Raw genomic sequence first — 15969 nt, 5'->3', positions numbered from 1 at the left:
TATGAAACTAAAAAGAGTAGTTGTAACAGGTCTAGGTGCTTTAACCCCCATTGGGAATACTTACCCCGAATATTGGGAAAATCTGCTCAAAGGAAAGAGTGGTGCTGCTCCAATTACTCTTTTTGATGCTTCTAAGTTTAAGACCCAATTTGCTTGCGAAGTAAAAGGTTTTGACCCGCTAGATCATTTCCCTAAAAAGGAAGTTCGAAAAATGGATCGTACTGGGCAGCTAGGTATTGTGGCAGCTAGAGAAGCGGTAGCAGATAGTAAAATACTTGACTTCGCTGATTTAGACCGTAAGAAAGTTGGTGTTATTTGGGGCTCTGGTATTGGTGGTTTGATTACCTTTGAAGAAGAGGTGACTCATTTTGCTAAAGGAAATGGTACCCCTCGATTCAACCCTTACTTTATTCCTAAAATGATAGCCGATATAACTCCCGGGCTCATCTCAATAGAATATAACTTTATGGGGCCTAACTACACAACTGTTTCCGCTTGTGCTAGTTCTTCTAATGCTTTGATTGACGCCTTTAATCTCATCCGATTGGGCAAGGCTAATATCATCGTAAGTGGAGGGTCTGAAGCTGCTATTTCTGCAGCAGGAATGGGAGGTTTTAATGCTTTACATGCTTTATCTACCCGAAACGAAGACCCCGCAACTGCCTCTAGACCTTTTGATATTGATAGAGATGGCTTTGTAATGGGGGAAGGTGCAGGTGCTCTCATTCTAGAAGAATATGAGCATGCCGTGAGCAGGGGTGCTAAAATTTATGCTGAAATGATAGGTAGTGGTCTTTCTGCGGATGCTCATCACATGACTGCTCCACATCCAGACGGGCTCGGTGTATTGCAAGTTATAGAGAGTGCTCTAGATGATGCTCAATTAGATAGAAATAAAATTGACCACATCAATATGCATGCAACTTCTACTCCTTTAGGAGATATCGCAGAACCGTTGGCTGTTCAGAATTTTTTTGGTGAACATGCTAAAAATATTCAAATTAATGCTACTAAATCAATGACGGGGCATTTATTGGGTGCAGCTGGTGCTATTGAAGCAATTGCAGTAGTTGGTGCTATTAAACATCAAATTGTTCCGCCTACCATTAATTTGAAAGAAAAAGACCCTAAAGTAGCTGATTTAAATTACACTTTCAATCAACCTCAAGAAAAAGAAATCAATTATGCAATGAGCAATACGTTTGGTTTCGGAGGACACAATGCTTGTGTACTTTTTAAAAAGTTCTAAATGCTAAATTTCTGGAAATCCTTTTTTAGTTTAAAAAAAAAATCCAGCTTAAAACGATTACCTGAAGAGTATATTAAAATTTTAGGCTTTGCGCCCCATAATGAGGATTTTTTTTTAGAATCTTTGACGCCAAGGGCTTTAAAAAAATATAAATCTAACGGAGAAATCTTAAATTATGAAAGACTTGAATTTTTGGGCGATGCCATATTGGGAAGTATCGTAGCTGAATATCTCTATACGTCTGCTCCCAAAAATGATGAAGGGTATTTGACTAAAATGCGTTCTAAAATTGTAAGCCGAAAACATTTAAATGAGATTGGGGGAAGATTGAAGCTTTTAGACTTTATTCCTTATGAGCATAATATTCATCTTAGTCATAATATTTTGGGAGATTTATTTGAAGCTATGATTGGCGCTATCTATGTTGACCAAAATTATGAGGTTACCAAAAATTTTGTTCATCGAATTTTAATTGAGCCTTACATTAATCTCTATGAACTTGAGAAAAAAATTATAAGCTATAAAAGCTTGATGATTGAATGGTCTCAAAAAAAGAAGAAAAAACTTCTACTAAATACTCAAGAGGAAGAAAATGCTGAGAAAAAAGTTATTTTTGTTTCTCAGCTGTGGATAGAAGATCGATTTGTAGCTAAAGGACGTGGCTATAGTAAAAAAAATGCTGAAGAAATTGCTGCGAAAAGAGCTTATTATAAATTCAATAATAAAATGTAGTGTCTATTTTATTACTCGATGAAATTGAGGAGGATGAATTTCTCTACTACGGTATAAAGTTTAAAACTTATCCTGAATATAAATTGATCTATAAAATCAACCAAGCATTGAACTTTTCATTTTGTAGAGAAGAGGATTTAGATGTTCGCTCTAATCAAGAAATCTTTTGCTACTCTGTCTATACCATGAATATTTCTTTTGAAGAAATGAAAGTCTATTTAATCAAAAATAAATCTCATAATAAAAAAATTTATATAGAAAATAGCTTATTTAGTCACATAAATACCTCCAATTTTCTTTTTCAACGCTTTAAAAATTTCAATTATATACTAAAACTTGATATTAATCTTACGCAGCCTCATCAGATTCCATTATCTTTGCAGTCGGCTGGCTTGGCAATCACTGTACAAGAAATTGACCTGCTAGAAAATGAAAAAAAACGATTAGTTTTATGAAGAACACAAACATTGATAAAAAAACCAAAATTGTTGCGACTTTAGGCCCATCAACTTCGTCCAAAGAGATCATTAGACAAATGATGCTTAGTGGCGTTAATGTATTTAGAATCAATTTTTCCCATGCTGATTATCAAGATGTTGAGGATAGGATAAAGTTCATCCGTGAAATCAACGAAGAAGAAGATTTAGCGGTTGGAATTTTAGCGGATTTACAAGGTCCTAAATTACGCATAGGTAACGTGGCTGAAGGTTCTGAGCTGAAACCTGGTGATATTTTAAAGTTTACCAATGATAAAGTAGATGGCAATAAGGAAGTTGTCTACATGACTTATACGCAGTTTGCTCAAGATGTAGAAGTGGGTGAAAGAATTTTAATTGATGACGGAAAGTTAATTTTGGAAGTAACTGAAACTGACAAAGAAAAGAATGTAAAAGCAAAGGTAATACAAGGAGGCGCTTTGAAATCTAAGAAAGGGGTGAATTTACCTAATACAAAAATATCACTCCCTGCATTGACAGAAAAAGACATCGAAGATGCTAAATTTGCTATCTCACAACAAGTTGATTGGATAGCACTTAGCTTCGTTCGCCATGCACAAGATGTTGAACTTCTACAAGATTTAATTAGAAAAAATGCTGATCATAAAATTCCGATTATTTCTAAAATCGAAAAACCAGAAGCTCTTTTGAATATTGATGAAATTGTAGAAAAAAGTGATGGTCTAATGGTTGCTAGAGGAGATTTAGGCGTTGAAATTCCAATGGAGGAAGTGCCTTTGGCTCAAAAAATGTTGGTAGATAAAGCAAAATTAGCTAGAAAACCTATCATCATCGCAACACAAATGATGGAAAGTATGATCTATTCACTTACACCTACGCGTGCAGAAGTGAACGATGTTGCTAATTCTGTGATGGATGGAGCCGATGCTGTGATGCTCAGTGGCGAAACCTCTGTGGGTCAATACCCTATTGATGTCATCAAAACCATGTCGAATATTTTGATGACTGTCGAAAGTGATAAACACATTACCGTTCCTCCGCATCGCCCGACTGACACTGAAGATGAAAGGTTTATCACCAATGTAATTTGCTACAACGCGACGGAGATGTCTAGACATGTTAAGACTAAAGCCATTGTTACACTGACTTATTCTGGCTATACCGCTTTCCAAATTAGTAGCCACAGGCCAGAGTCTGGAATTTTTATATTCACCCCAAATAAGAGAATACTAGGAATGCTTAACTTGTTATGGGGCGTTCGTGCATTCTATTATGAAGGCGAGAAGAGTACAGATGAAACAGTGGTGGAAGTCAATAATTACTTGAAGGAAAAAGCTTATGTAAGAGAAGGTGATTTTATCATCAATCTAAATGCTATGCCTGTATTCAAGAAAGGAATTACCAATACTTTGCGTTTCACTACTATGTAATCTTTTAAAACTTAGAGTTTTTGTTTGAATATAAAAATTGCTCTCTTAGGAAAGAGAGCAATTCTTTTTATTTAAATTTTTTTTAAGGCTTAGAAAAATTAATTTGCCTCCAAGTCTCGTACAGGCAAACAGCTACGGCATTACTTACATTCAAAGAATCTACCTGCCCACTCATGGGTATTTTCACTGTTTTCACTCCTTCATCTATCCAAAAATCAGATAGTCCAAAAGATTCTGTCCCAAAAACCCATGCAACTCCTTCCGATAGATTTAAATCAAACAAATTTTGTGTATCTTCTCTTAGATAAGTAGCGTATAAGGCTAATTTTTCTCTTTTGATCCATTTCAAAAAATCTTGTGAAGTGCTATAAATCAATCGGTTTGAAAACAAAGTTCCCACGCTGCTTCTGATGACATTAGGGTTATAAAAATCTACACGCTCGTCACATATCACCACTGCATCAGCTTTTATTGCATCACAACTGCGTAAAATAGCTCCTAAATTGCCAGGTTTTTCAATCTCTTCTAGCACTACAATTATTGGCTTTGGATTTTGAATTTGATTTAATGAAAATTCTTTCTGCTCATAAATCCCTATGATTCCTCCTGTTGTCTTTCGGTAAGCTAATTTTTCAAAAACTTCTTTTGAAATTGAAACTTGATTGAAGTTATCTAAATTAAATTCATTATTAAAAATTTCTTCTACCCAATAGAAGCCTTTATTTTTGTACCCATTAGCCAATGCAAGTTGATTTTCTTGCACTCCCTCTACTAGAAATTCCTTTGTTTTTTTACGAAATTTAGATTTCTGTTGTAATTTTAGTAGATATTTAATTTGCTTGTTTTGAGAGCTTGAAATGTGCATACACAAAAATAAGTAAATCATAAATTTATTTGTATCTTTCAAAAAATTATTATTCTTATAGCTTTAAAAAAGTTAGATTTTTTTTTAAGGCTTAAAAAATTTTAATCATGAAAAAAACAGATTTCGATGCATTAATTTTTGATATGGACGGCACTCTATGGGATTCTTTAACACTCTACACAGCGGCAACCAATGATTTTCTAAAAGAAAAAAACATTCAAAAATCTTATACGCCAGAGCAACTTCAGAAATACATGGGCTTAGAATCAGCCGAGTTCACACATGAAATCTTTGGGAACATTTCTGAAGAACAACAAAAGGAATGGTTTAAAGCCATTGCCGAGAAACAATACCAAAGAATGCAAGACAAAGAAGGAATTTTATTTCCATATTTGATTGAAATGCTACAAAGATTATCAGCCGTTTATTCCGTTTTTATCGTGAGCAATTGCCCAGCCAAGGGTATTGATTATTTCATGGAAAGAGCTAATATACAAGAGTTTATTACTGACTCCTTTGCCTACGGTATGAATGAAAAACCGAAGCATCATAATATTCAATTGCTAAAAGACAAATACGGTTTTAAAAATGCTGTATATATTGGTGATACTGAAAAAGATGAAAAAGAAGCTAAGTTGGCTAATATTCCATTCGTTTTTGTGACAATGGGCTACGGTAATAGCGAAAATTATTTTAAAAAATTTGATTCTCTCAAAGAACTTACAGAGTATTTTGCATAATATTTTGCGTGAAAAGCATCTCGAAATCTATAATTTATTTCTAAGATTTTAATATTTAAAAGATAGACCAAGAAGAGCCTGAGAGAAAAAAAATAAAAGTAGCCGTTTCTTAATTTTATTGAAACGGCTTTTTAAAATAAGGCTTTAAAATTTTTCCCTCTCTTTTTTCTTTTTTATCCGATGATTTTTTTCTCTAGCAATTTCTCAGCAATTTGCACAGTATTAGTCGCCGCACCTTTTCTTAAATTATCAGAGACAATCCATAAATTTAACGAATTAGGTTGTGAGTAATCCCTTCTGATGCGCCCTACGAATACATCATTTTTACCCTCTGCATATTTTGGCATCGGATAAATATTTGAATCCGTATTATCTTGCAAAGTAATTCCAGGGGATTCGTTTAGAATTTTCCTCACTTTTGATTCATCAAAATCTTTTTCAAATTCAATATTTACTGCCTCAGAGTGCCCTCCCTGTACTGGAACTCGCACAGCCGTTGCTGTTACAGCAATACTCTTATCATCCAAGATTTTTTGTGTTTCGCGAGTAAGCTTCATCTCTTCTTTAGTGTAGCCATTTTCTTCAAAAACATCACAATGTGGTAGTGCATTTTTGAAAATTTCATACGGATAAACTTTGGCTGGATTTTCACCTCTAATTTCTCCATCCAATTGGTCTACAGCAGCTTTACCCGTACCCGTCACCGATTGGTAAGTAGACACTACAACTCGCTTTATTCCATATTTTTGGTGTAGTGGATTCAGAACCATTACCAGCTGTATTGTCGAGCAGTTGGGATTAGCTATAATTTTATCCTCTTTTGTCAAAATATCTGCGTTAATTTCTGGCACAATCAACTTTATACCCTCATTCATACGCCAAGCAGAAGAGTTGTCTACAACTACGGTTCCTTTTGCTGCAAATTTTGGTGCCCAATCTAAGCTTATACCCCCCCCCGCTGAGAACAACGCTACATCACAATTTTCTTCTACAGCGGTTTCTAGAGATTTCACCGTATATTTTTGACCTTTAAATTCAATTTCTTTTCCTACAGATTTTTCTGAAGCAACAGGAATAAGCTCAGTTACAGGAAAGTTTCTCTCCTCCAAAACTTGTAGCATTTTTTCCCCTACCATTCCTGTCGCTCCTACGACGGATACTTTCATTTTTTTTTCTAAGGCTTTAAAAAAAAATTAACAAAATTCGTTGTATGCTTGCTTTAAATTCTCTGCAATCATTTGTGGTGAATGCCCCTCAATATGGTGACGCTCTAGCATATGCACTAGCTCTCCATCTTTGAATAAAGCAACAGAGGGCGAACTTGGAGGGAAAGGCAACATAGCCTCACGTGCCACTTTTGTCGCCTCAATATCAAATCCAGCAAAGACGGTTCCCAAGTTTTGGGGAGACTTTTCATTTGCCAAAGACAAAACCACACCAGGGCGAGCTCCTCCCGCTGCACAACCACAAACACTATTTACGACGACAAGTGAGGTGCCTTCTTTTTTTAAGAATTCTTGAACTTTTTCTATCGAATCTAAATCCTCAAAACCATTCTGAGTTAATTCAGCTTTCATTGGATTTACAATTTCTTCTGGGTACATATTTTTAATTTAATTTAATTTTGAAGCAACAAAGGTACAAAAGTTTTTAATCAAGTTTTTGACTTAATTTTTTTTAAGGCTTAAAAAATATCAAGATTTAAATCTATTTTAAAGTTTATTTTACCGAATTGTCAACTCATTTAAATTAGATTTTGTAATATTGAACTTTGTTTTCCCTCATAAATTTTGATTTAAAATTGAAACATAAATTCCCTAAAAAAGAAAAACTAATTCACAAAAAACGTTTTGATTTTCTGTTTTCCGAAGGAAAGTCCCTAAAATCTTACCCCATACAAGCAATTTATTTAAGTTTAGAAACGCCTTGTTTTGCTGATTTTCAGGTATCTAACCATAGTGAAGTGGCTTTTGCTGTACCAAAAAGACATTTTAAAAAAGCTGTTGATAGAAATAAAATCAAAAGGAGAATGCGAGAGGCTTTTCGCTTAAACAAAAGAAAATTAAAGGGGAATTTTATTATTATTTTCATTTACAAATCTCGCTCTTATTCTGATTATATAATGGTGGAAAAAAGTATCATTCATTTACTCGAAGAAATCAATAAAAAAGCCCTTTCTTGAAAACAAAAAGGGCTTTTTTTTTCTAAGGCTTAAAAAATTTATTTGGCATTCACTCCACTTTCGCTGCAAACTTTTGCGCTTAAGTATTCACGGTTCATACGTGCGATATTTTCAAGTGAAATTTCTTTCGGGCACTCTGCTTCGCAAGCTTCCGTGTTGGTACAGTTTCCAAATCCTTCCAAGTCCATTTGTTTCACCATATTTTGCACACGTCTTGCGGCCTCTACTTTACCTTGCGGTAGCAATGCAAATTGAGAAACCTTTGCTCCTACAAAAAGCATAGCTGAACCATTTTTACAAGCAGCTACACAGGCTCCACAACCTATACAAGCGGCTGCATCAAAGGAGCGATCTGCATCAAATTTAGGGATGGGTAAAGCATTTGCGTCTACAGCGTTTCCTGTTGTATCCACAGAAATATAGCCTCCTGCTTGCTGAATTCTTTCAAAAGCCGATCGGTCAACAATCAAATCCTTTATCACAGGAAAAGCTACTGAACGCCAAGGTTCTATATAAATGGTGTCTCCATCATTAAAGCTGCGCATGTGCAATTGGCAAGTGGTGATGGCGTTATCGGGACCATGAGGTCTACCATTGATGTAAAGTGAACACGTTCCACAAATACCTTCTCTACAATCGTGGTCAAAAGCAACAGGTTCTTTTCTTTCTTCTATCAGCTGCTCGTTGAGCTGATCCATCATTTCTAGAAAAGAACTTGCTTGGGAAACATTATTTAGCTTATATGTTTCTATTTTACCTTTGCTTTGTGCGTTTTTTTGACGCCAAATTTTAAGTGTGATATTTATATTTTTATCTGCCATTGTAGTTTCTTATTTATATGAACGTTGTTTCAATTCAATATAGTTAAACTCTAAATGCTCTTTATGTAATTCTTCGGTATTAATATCTGCCCCATGGTACTGCCAAGCAGCAACATAGGTGTAATTTTCATCATCTCGCTTAGCTTCACCGTCTTCGGTTTGATATTCTTGGCGGAAATGCCCTCCTGCACTTTCATTTCTATTTAGAGCGTCCATTGCCATCAGTTGTCCTAATTCCATAAAGTCTGCTACACGAAGTGCTTTCTCTAGCTCAGGGTTAAGTTCATCTGCTGTACCTGGAACATAAACGTCTTTATAGTATTCTTCTCTCAGCTCCGCAATTTCTTTGATGGCTTCTTGCAATCCTTGAGCATTTCTGGCCATTCCAACTTTGTTCCACATGATTTGTCCTAATTTCTTGTGGAAATGGTCAACAGATTTAGTTCCGTTATTATTAATAAAATAGTTGATGCTCTCTACCACTTCTTTTTCAGCTTGCTCAAATTCTGGTAAATCTGTTGAGATTGGTCCTGTTCTAATGTCATCAGCTAAATAATCTGCCATTGTATAAGGTAACACAAAATAACCATCAGCTAAACCTTGCATCAAAGCTGAAGCTCCAAGTCTATTGGCTCCATGGTCTGAGAAGTTTGCCTCTCCAGCCACATAGCAGCCTTGTATTGTGCTCATTAAGTTATAATCTACCCAAATGCCCCCCATGGTATAGTGTACCGCTGGATAAATTTTCATCGGTGTTTCGTATGGATTTTCCGCTGTAATTTTTTCATACATTTGGAAAAGATTCCCATACTTTTCTTCTATCCATTTTTTACCTAATTTGGTGATTTCTTCTTGTGATGGATTATGGTTTCCTAGTGAGTAAGCGACTTCTTTTCCTTTCTTTTGAATCTCTGTCGAGAAGTCTAAGAAAACGCCTTCATTGGTGTCGTTATTCTCTATACCAAAACCAGCATCACATCGCTCTTTTGCCGCACGAGAAGCTACGTCTCTCGGTACTAAGTTGCCAAATGATGGGTATCTTCTTTCTAAATAGTAATCCCTGTCTTCTTCTGCAATATCTACTGGTTTTTTTCTTTTTTCACGAATTGCTTCAGCATCTTCTTTTTTCTTTGGAACCCAAATTCTTCCTGAGTTTCTCAAAGATTCAGACATCAGCGTTAATTTAGATTGATTAGTTCCGTGTACTGGAATACAAGTTGGGTGAATTTGCACGTAGCAAGGATTTGCAAACAAAGCACCTTTCTTATGAATTTTCCAACAAGCAGTCGCATTAGAACCCATCGCATTGGTCGATAAGAAATAAACATTTCCATACCCACCAGAGGCAATCACCACGGCATGAGCTGAGTGCCTTTCAATCTCGCCAGTTACTAAATTTCTAGCAATAATTCCTCTTGCTTTGCCATCTACAATCACAAGATCTAGCATCTCATGGCGATTATACATCTTAATACGCCCTAAATTAATTTGACGGTTCATTGCCGAATAAGCACCCAATAAAAGTTGTTGCCCTGTTTGCCCTTTAGCATAGAAGGTTCGCTTTACCTGAACGCCTCCAAATGAACGGTTGTCTAACAATCCTCCATACTCTCGGGCAAATGGAACTCCTTGCATGACACATTGGTCTATAATATTAACAGATTCCTCTGCTAAACGATAAACATTAGCTTCTCTCCCTCGGTAGTCTCCTCCTTTTACCGTATCATAAAATAAGCGATAAATGGAGTCATTATCTCCTTTATAATTTTTTGCAGCATTAATTCCTCCTTGGGCTGCAATTGAGTGTGCTCGCCTAGGTGAATCTTGATAACAAAATGCTTTTACATTATAGCCTAATTCTGCTAAAGTGGCAGCAGCAGAACCTCCAGCTAAACCAGTCCCTACAACAATGATATCGATACGATCTCTATTGTTAGGTGCAACTAATCTGATATTTGCTTTATGATTTCTCCACTTTTCAGCAATATCGCCTTGTGGAATTTTTGCGTTTAATAATTCTGACATATGCTACTGCTTATTGATTTAGAAAATGATAAATTGCTATAAAAATAAATCCTAAAGGAATAATGATGGCGTAGAATTTACCAAAAGCTTTGATAACTGGTGTGTATCTTCTATGATTCGCCCCCACCGACTGAAAAGCCGACTGAAAACCGTGCGCTAAATGTAATCCTAAAAGGATAAAGGCTATGACATAAACAGCAACACGCCAAGGAGATGCAAATTTATGCTGTAATTCCTCATAATATCTTAAATCGCCATCGCCTCCTTGCAAAAGCCCTGTCATATCTCCTTGTATGTACTTGGTATTAATTTCTGGCAACCAAAAATCCGCGAAGTGTAAACCTAAAAAAATCAGAATCATAGCTCCTGTAACTACCATATTTCTAGAAACCCAAGTAGAATTCTGAGAAGAATTACTCTTCACATAACCTACAGGACCTCGTGCTTTTTTATTTTTTATTTCTAAAACAAAACCCAATACAAAGTGAAAAACAACACCCGCAATTAATATAGGCTGAAATAAAAACTGAACGAGTGGATTGGTTCCCATAAAATGAGATGCCTCATTATATGCACTGGGTGAAATCACAGATAAAAAATTTACCAGTAAATGAACAACCAAAAACGTAATCAAGAAAAAAGCAGACAATGCCATTGCAAATTTTCTTCCGATTGATGAGTTAAATAATCCCTGAGCCATTAGTCTTTAAATTTTTAACTTTTAAATTATGGTAACAAAAGTAAAAAAATGATTTTGGGTAAAAGCTGTATTTCATCATTATTGCTTAATCTATTTTTAATCTAAATTAAATTAATATCGATATAAATCTGATTTATATGGGCCTTCTATTGGCACATCTATATATTCAGCCTGTTCTGGAGTCAATTCATCTAATTCTACACCAACTTTAGCTAAATGTAATCTAGCTACCTTTTCATCTAGATGCTTAGGCAATACATAAACTTGATTTTCATATTGGTCAGAATTCGTCCAAAGTTCAATCTGAGCTAATGTTTGATTGGTGAAAGAATTAGACATTACAAAAGATGGATGCCCCGTTGCATTGCCTAAATTCATCAATCGCCCTTGCGAGAGTATGATAACTTCTTTACCATCAATATTATATAAATCGACTTGTGGTTTTATTTCATCTTTGGTTTCCCCATAATTTTTATTTAGCCAAGTCATATCAATTTCATTATCAAAATGACCAATATTCCCGACAATAGCTTTGTCCTTCATCGCTTTGAAGTGTCTATCTTTAATGATATCCTTATTTCCTGTTGCAGTTATCAACAAATCTGCTTCTTTCACCGCATCATCCATTTTTTTCACTTCGTAGCCATCCATTGCGGCTTGTAATGCACATATCGGGTCTATTTCAGTCACTAAAACTCTCGCTCCTGCTCCACGCAAAGAAGCTGCCGTTCCTTTTCCCACATCACCGTAGCCTGCTACCACTGCTACTTTCCCTGCCAACATCACGTCTGTTGCTCTTCGGATAGCATCCACGGCAGATTCTCTACACCCATATTTATTATCAAACTTTGACTTCGTTACACTATCATTCACGTTGATGGCAGGCATAAGTAATGTCCCCTTTTTCATTCTTTCATACAAACGATGAACTCCAGTGGTTGTTTCCTCAGAGAGTCCTTTTACCCCTTCTACCAATTCTGGAAATTGGTCTAAAACCATATTAGTCAAATCCCCTCCGTCATCCAAAATTAAATTCAATGGTTTACGCGCTTCTCCAAAGAAAAGTGTTTGCTCAATGCACCAATTAAACTCTTCCTCTGTCATGCCCTTCCATGCATATACAGGAATCCCTGCAGCGGCAATTGCTGCTGCGGCATGATCTTGTGTGGAATAAATATTACAAGAAGACCATGCCACTTCTGCCCCCAAAGCTACCAAGGTTTCAATAAGCACTGCCGTCTGTATTGTCATATGCAGACACCCAGCAATTCGGGCGCCTTTCAAAGGTTTTTTCTTGCCAAATTCTTCTCTCAGAGCCATCAAACCTGGCATTTCTGCCTCTGCCAATTTAATTTCTTTTCTTCCAAAATCAGCTAATTCTATATTCTTTACTTTATACGGAACAAAATCAGTTTTTGCATTCATATTTAATTAAATTCTTTATTTTTATACTTTATTTCACACAAATATACATAAAGTAACGCAGATACCTTTATGCCTATCATCCATCAAATCAAGGAAGAATTCACCGAAATCATTACTTGGGAGGTTTCAGAAAATACTGAAGCCTTAGAAAATTTTGTGAATCTAACCCCTCCTAGACTAGCGAAATATAGGAGCTTACCCCCCAAACAAGCCAGAGAATATTTGGGAATTCGGGCTTGCCTAAAACAACTAAATGCTGACTATGATGTTCTCTACACTCCAAACGGAAAACCTTACCTGCCTAGCGAGCGGCACATTTCCATCACTCATTCTTATGATTTGGTATCGGTAGGGCTTAGCCACTTTCCTATCGGGATTGATATTGAAAAAAAACGTGATAAAAAAATTCTAAATATTGAAAAAAAATTCATTCGCAAAGATGAAAACGCTTGGATGCCTAGAAATCACCAACTTACAGATTACCTGCACGTTGTATGGGGCGTAAAAGAAGGGCTTTATAAAATTAATGGTGGAAATTTATGGAATTTTTTACATCATTATTGGGTCGAACGTTTTGATATCAAAGATGAAACTTTATTTTGCTGGATTTCTGACAAAAAAAAGAGTAAAAAATATCTTGCTAAATTTAAAAAAATAAAAGAATACTATCTCGTATGGGTTGTTGATTATCTATAACTTTAAGTGAAATTTTCATTCTTTTTTAATTATCTAAATCTTAATCAAAATTTTTCATAAATTTGATAAGGCTTTTAATTTTTTTTAATGCATTTTTTTAAACCCTTAAAAAATTTCCTTTTTTTATTTTTTTTACTACTAAACATTTCATTATCAGGTCAAAAAAAAATCAAACTTGCAAACGTTGGTAACAGCGTTACTTTTGGCTATGGGATAGAAAACAGAGAGCAAAACTCTTACCCTAGCCAATTACAAAATATGCTGGGGAAGGATTATTGGGTAGAAAATTTTGGGAAATCTGGTGCTACCCTTCTAAATCATGGGCATAATCCCTACACGAAAACAGAAGAATATCAAAAAGCTTTAGACTTTGCTGCCGATATTGTCATCATTCATCTTGGCTTAAATGATACCGACCCTCGCAATTGGCCTAAATTTCGAGATGATTTTTTTCAAGATTACTATGATTTAATCGAGAGTTTTAGAAAACAAAATCCTAAAGCTAAAATTTATATCTGCCTGATGACGCCTATTTTCCCTGCTCATCCACGCTTTGGGTCTAGCACTTTGACTTATTTTGAACAAATTCAACAGACAATTCCATTAATTGCTAAAAACGCAAAAACTCATTTAATTGATTTTTATACGCCTCTATCAAACAGAGAAGACTTATTCGCTGATGCGCTTCACCCTAATGCAAAAGGTGCTAAAATCTTAGCCAAAACAGTTTATCGTGCTGTAAAAGAGAGTTTTAACGCCCTAAGCATAGATGAGGTTTTTAGCAACAATATGATTTTGCAAAGAAATAAACCTATCCGCTTTTGGGGAAAAGGAAAACCTGGTTCAATTTTACATGCAAACTTTGATAAAGAAAAAAAATCAACAACAGTTTTAGCTGATGGCCATTGGGAAATTGAATTTGAAAATAAGCCCGCAGGAGGCCCTTATAATTTTCAAGTTTCTGATTCAGAAAAAATTTTAAGCCTTAAAAAATTATTTGTAGGAGACCTTTGGATTGCGGCTGGGCAATCAAATATGGCTTTTAAACTCAAAGATGATTTGTATTTTGACTCTTTGACTCTTAAAACTAATCCTTATATTAAAATCTATGATTACAAACCCATTCATTCTACCTATGATGTTGAGTGGGATTCTGCTGTTTTAGAAAAAGTGAATCAAGGGCGTTTCTATCTGCCAACTCAATGGGAAACTTTAGATGAAAATAAGGCAAAAGACTTCTCGGCAGTAGCTTATTATTTTTCAAAAAAAATTCAAAAAGAAACAAATGTGCCTTTAGGCATTATCAGTTTAGCCATAGGTGGCTCACCTACAGAGGCTTGGATTAGCAGAAGCAAAATGCAACGCGACCCTCTTTTGCTGAATTTTCTAAAAAATTGGGATAGCGATTACACTGACTCTTGGGTGCGTGAACGCGTCAAAAAAAATATTAGGAGAAGTTCAAATCCTTCCCAGCGGCATCCTTTCTTGCCTTCTTATTTATATGAAAATGGAATTAAAGTATTTGAAAAATTACCCATTGCTGGAGCGATTTGGTACCAAGGAGAGTCTAACGCATCTAACGTTGAACTGCATGAAATCCTTTTCACAAAAATGATAGAGGATTGGAGAGAACGAAGGAATTCAAATTTTCCTTTTTATTTTGTACAACTTTCTAGCATGGAAAAAGGAAGAGAAACTTGGGCTCATTTTAGAAACAGTCAAAGACTTTTAGCGGAAAAAATTCCAAATACCAAAATGGTTGTAAGTTCTGATGTGGGAGATAAATATGATGTCCACCCCAAAGATAAAAAAACAATTGGAGAACGTTTAGCTAATTTAGCTTTAAAAGATTTTTACAAACTAAATTTCAATGCCTCTGGTCCTGTTTTAGAAAATGTGATTTATAAAAACTGTACAATAATTCTCTCTTTCTCTGATGCTAAATCTTTAAAAACATCTGATAATGAAAATCTTAAAGGTTTTGAAATTGCTGGAGAGGATAGAATATTTCACCCTGCTGAGGCAACAATTTCAGGATTAAATGTTTTATTAAAACATAAGAATATTAAGAACCCTAAATTCTTTCGTTACGCTTGGCAATCTTATTCTTTAGGCAATTTAACGGACGAAGATGGGATTCCTGCCTCTACTTTTAATAATCCATTCCCATAAAATCATGGTTGGTAGAGATCTGATGAAGTTTTAATTTTCACCCAAGTAGGGGGCATAAAACAAAAAGTACAAATAAAAGAAAGAGAGAAAAGCCGATTTTTTCGGCTTGTATAAAGGGTTTGCGGTAGTTTTACTGCTTTTTTTATGTGCATACAAAAAGTGCAATTAACTTCCATTACCTACTATTTAATTACCATTCTTAGAGCGATTAAATACTACCTTTTAACTACTTAACTACCAATTACGGGTAAATACACCCATTATCTACTATATACGCCCATTACGGGCGTTTTTTTTATGCTTTAACTTGGTGTTTAACTACCATTTTGTTGGTGCCAACAAAATGCATATAGAACAAAAATAAAAACCTATAAAATTATATTTGGTATTACAGTTGGTATTACAGTTGGTATTACATTTAATGGGTTAAAATATCTTTTTAGTTTATGGATAAGCTTTAAAAATGGTGCTAAA

15 protein-coding genes are annotated in these 15969 nt (G+C 35.2%); 8 read left to right on the top strand and 7 right to left on the bottom strand.

Annotated features, from left to right (window positions below):
• Position 1 precedes the first annotated feature (1 nt).
• From fabF to pyk, 4 genes are read left to right on the top strand one after another with little or no spacing between them, the layout of a single operon-like run.
• The gene (gene fabF, locus D5J18_RS04750) at positions 2-1249 is read left to right on the top strand and encodes a beta-ketoacyl-ACP synthase II (protein ID WP_119057869.1); all 1248 of its coding nucleotides are present in this window, start codon (positions 2-4) and stop codon (positions 1247-1249) included.
• Positions 1250-1981: a ribonuclease III gene (gene rnc / locus D5J18_RS04745; protein ID WP_119057868.1), complete on the top strand. Its 732-nt coding sequence runs from the start codon at positions 1250-1252 to the stop codon at positions 1979-1981.
• Positions 1981-2436, top strand: a complete 456-nt coding sequence (locus D5J18_RS04740; RefSeq protein WP_119057867.1) for an IPExxxVDY family protein — start codon at positions 1981-1983, stop codon at positions 2434-2436. The genes rnc and D5J18_RS04740 overlap by 1 nt, the downstream gene beginning before the upstream one ends.
• Positions 2433-3869 (top strand): pyruvate kinase, encoded by a 1437-nt coding sequence (pyk, locus tag D5J18_RS04735; protein WP_119057866.1) that lies wholly within the window; start codon positions 2433-2435, stop codon positions 3867-3869. Before D5J18_RS04740 ends, pyk begins: the two co-directional genes overlap by 4 nt.
• A gap of 82 nt (positions 3870-3951) precedes the next feature.
• Here the strand turns inward: pyk and D5J18_RS04730 are convergent, their stop codons facing one another.
• On the bottom strand, positions 3952-4755 hold the full coding sequence (locus tag D5J18_RS04730; RefSeq protein ID WP_260377508.1) for a TrmH family RNA methyltransferase: 804 nt from the start codon (positions 4753-4755) through the stop codon (positions 3952-3954).
• Positions 4756-4841: 86 nt separating this feature from the next.
• On the opposite strand from D5J18_RS04730, the gene D5J18_RS04725 reads away from it, so the two are divergent.
• Positions 4842-5474 carry an HAD family hydrolase gene (locus D5J18_RS04725; RefSeq protein WP_119057864.1) on the top strand — a complete coding sequence of 211 codons (633 nt, stop codon included), beginning with the start codon at positions 4842-4844 and terminating at the stop codon, positions 5472-5474.
• A 173-nt stretch (positions 5475-5647) separates the two neighbouring features.
• On the opposite strand, the gene D5J18_RS04720 is transcribed toward D5J18_RS04725, so the two are convergent.
• Together D5J18_RS04720 and D5J18_RS04715 are read right to left on the bottom strand one after the other, a co-directional pair.
• A complete protein-coding gene (locus tag D5J18_RS04720; protein ID WP_119057863.1) occupies positions 5648-6640 on the bottom strand; it encodes an aspartate-semialdehyde dehydrogenase in 993 nt (330 codons plus the stop codon).
• A 27-nt stretch (positions 6641-6667) separates the two neighbouring features.
• Complete coding sequence (locus D5J18_RS04715; protein WP_119057862.1) at positions 6668-7078, bottom strand: BrxA/BrxB family bacilliredoxin; 411 nt, start codon at positions 7076-7078, stop codon at positions 6668-6670.
• Between the two features lie 197 nt (positions 7079-7275).
• Here D5J18_RS04715 and rnpA point away from each other — a divergent pair, with 197 nt between their 5' ends.
• Positions 7276-7656, top strand: a complete 381-nt coding sequence (rnpA, locus tag D5J18_RS04710; RefSeq protein ID WP_119057941.1) for a ribonuclease P protein component — start codon at positions 7276-7278, stop codon at positions 7654-7656.
• Between the two features lie 38 nt (positions 7657-7694).
• Here the strand turns inward: rnpA and D5J18_RS04705 are convergent, their stop codons facing one another.
• From D5J18_RS04705 to ahcY, 4 genes are all read right to left on the bottom strand, one after another.
• Positions 7695-8477: a succinate dehydrogenase/fumarate reductase iron-sulfur subunit gene (locus D5J18_RS04705; protein WP_119057861.1), complete on the bottom strand. Its 783-nt coding sequence runs from the start codon at positions 8475-8477 to the stop codon at positions 7695-7697.
• Positions 8478-8486: 9 nt separating this feature from the next.
• Positions 8487-10502: a fumarate reductase/succinate dehydrogenase flavoprotein subunit gene (locus tag D5J18_RS04700; RefSeq protein WP_119057860.1), complete on the bottom strand. Its 2016-nt coding sequence runs from the start codon at positions 10500-10502 to the stop codon at positions 8487-8489.
• A gap of 10 nt (positions 10503-10512) precedes the next feature.
• Positions 10513-11202, bottom strand: a complete 690-nt coding sequence (locus D5J18_RS04695) for a succinate dehydrogenase cytochrome b subunit (protein ID WP_119057859.1) — start codon at positions 11200-11202, stop codon at positions 10513-10515.
• A gap of 111 nt (positions 11203-11313) precedes the next feature.
• Positions 11314-12627, bottom strand: a complete 1314-nt coding sequence (ahcY, locus tag D5J18_RS04690; RefSeq protein ID WP_119057858.1) for an adenosylhomocysteinase — start codon at positions 12625-12627, stop codon at positions 11314-11316.
• A 69-nt stretch (positions 12628-12696) separates the two neighbouring features.
• Between ahcY and D5J18_RS04685 the strand changes: the two genes are divergently transcribed.
• Together D5J18_RS04685 and D5J18_RS04680 are read left to right on the top strand one after the other, a co-directional pair.
• Positions 12697-13323 carry a 4'-phosphopantetheinyl transferase family protein gene (locus tag D5J18_RS04685; protein ID WP_119057857.1) on the top strand — a complete coding sequence of 209 codons (627 nt, stop codon included), beginning with the start codon at positions 12697-12699 and terminating at the stop codon, positions 13321-13323.
• 87 nt (positions 13324-13410) lie between these two features.
• Positions 13411-15495 (top strand): GDSL-type esterase/lipase family protein, encoded by a 2085-nt coding sequence (locus tag D5J18_RS04680; RefSeq protein ID WP_119057856.1) that lies wholly within the window; start codon positions 13411-13413, stop codon positions 15493-15495.
• The last annotated feature ends 474 nt before the right edge of the window (positions 15496-15969 follow it).

Source organism: Candidatus Ornithobacterium hominis (assembly GCF_900538215.1).
In the GTDB taxonomy this organism is placed as follows: Bacteria; Bacteroidota; Bacteroidia; order Flavobacteriales; family Weeksellaceae; genus Ornithobacterium; species Ornithobacterium hominis.
This window is presented reverse-complemented; position numbering and strand designations above follow the sequence as displayed.

Bases quoted from the DNA above. Each gene is read 5' to 3' on its own strand.
- D5J18_RS04695 (WP_119057859.1), bottom strand. From the start codon at position 11,202: ATGGCTCAGGGATTATTTAACTCATCAATCGGAAGAAAATTTGCAATG.
- pyk (WP_119057866.1), top strand. From the start codon at position 2,433: ATGAAGAACACAAACATTGATAAAAAAACCAAAATTGTTGCGACTTTA.
- D5J18_RS04685 (WP_119057857.1), top strand. From the start codon at position 12,697: ATGCCTATCATCCATCAAATCAAGGAAGAATTCACCGAAATCATTACT.
- D5J18_RS04700 (WP_119057860.1), bottom strand. From the start codon at position 10,502: ATGTCAGAATTATTAAACGCAAAAATTCCACAAGGCGATATTGCTGAA.
- D5J18_RS04725 (WP_119057864.1), top strand. From the start codon at position 4,842: ATGAAAAAAACAGATTTCGATGCATTAATTTTTGATATGGACGGCACT.
- D5J18_RS04715 (WP_119057862.1), bottom strand. From the start codon at position 7,078: ATGTACCCAGAAGAAATTGTAAATCCAATGAAAGCTGAATTAACTCAG.
- D5J18_RS04680 (WP_119057856.1), top strand. From the start codon at position 13,411: ATGCATTTTTTTAAACCCTTAAAAAATTTCCTTTTTTTATTTTTTTTA.
- rnc (WP_119057868.1), top strand. From the start codon at position 1,250: ATGCTAAATTTCTGGAAATCCTTTTTTAGTTTAAAAAAAAAATCCAGC.
- D5J18_RS04720 (WP_119057863.1), bottom strand. From the start codon at position 6,640: ATGAAAGTATCCGTCGTAGGAGCGACAGGAATGGTAGGGGAAAAAATG.
- D5J18_RS04705 (WP_119057861.1), bottom strand. From the start codon at position 8,477: ATGGCAGATAAAAATATAAATATCACACTTAAAATTTGGCGTCAAAAA.
- ahcY (WP_119057858.1), bottom strand. From the start codon at position 12,627: ATGAATGCAAAAACTGATTTTGTTCCGTATAAAGTAAAGAATATAGAA.
- D5J18_RS04730 (WP_260377508.1), bottom strand. From the start codon at position 4,755: ATGATTTACTTATTTTTGTGTATGCACATTTCAAGCTCTCAAAACAAG.
- fabF (WP_119057869.1), top strand. From the start codon at position 2: ATGAAACTAAAAAGAGTAGTTGTAACAGGTCTAGGTGCTTTAACCCCC.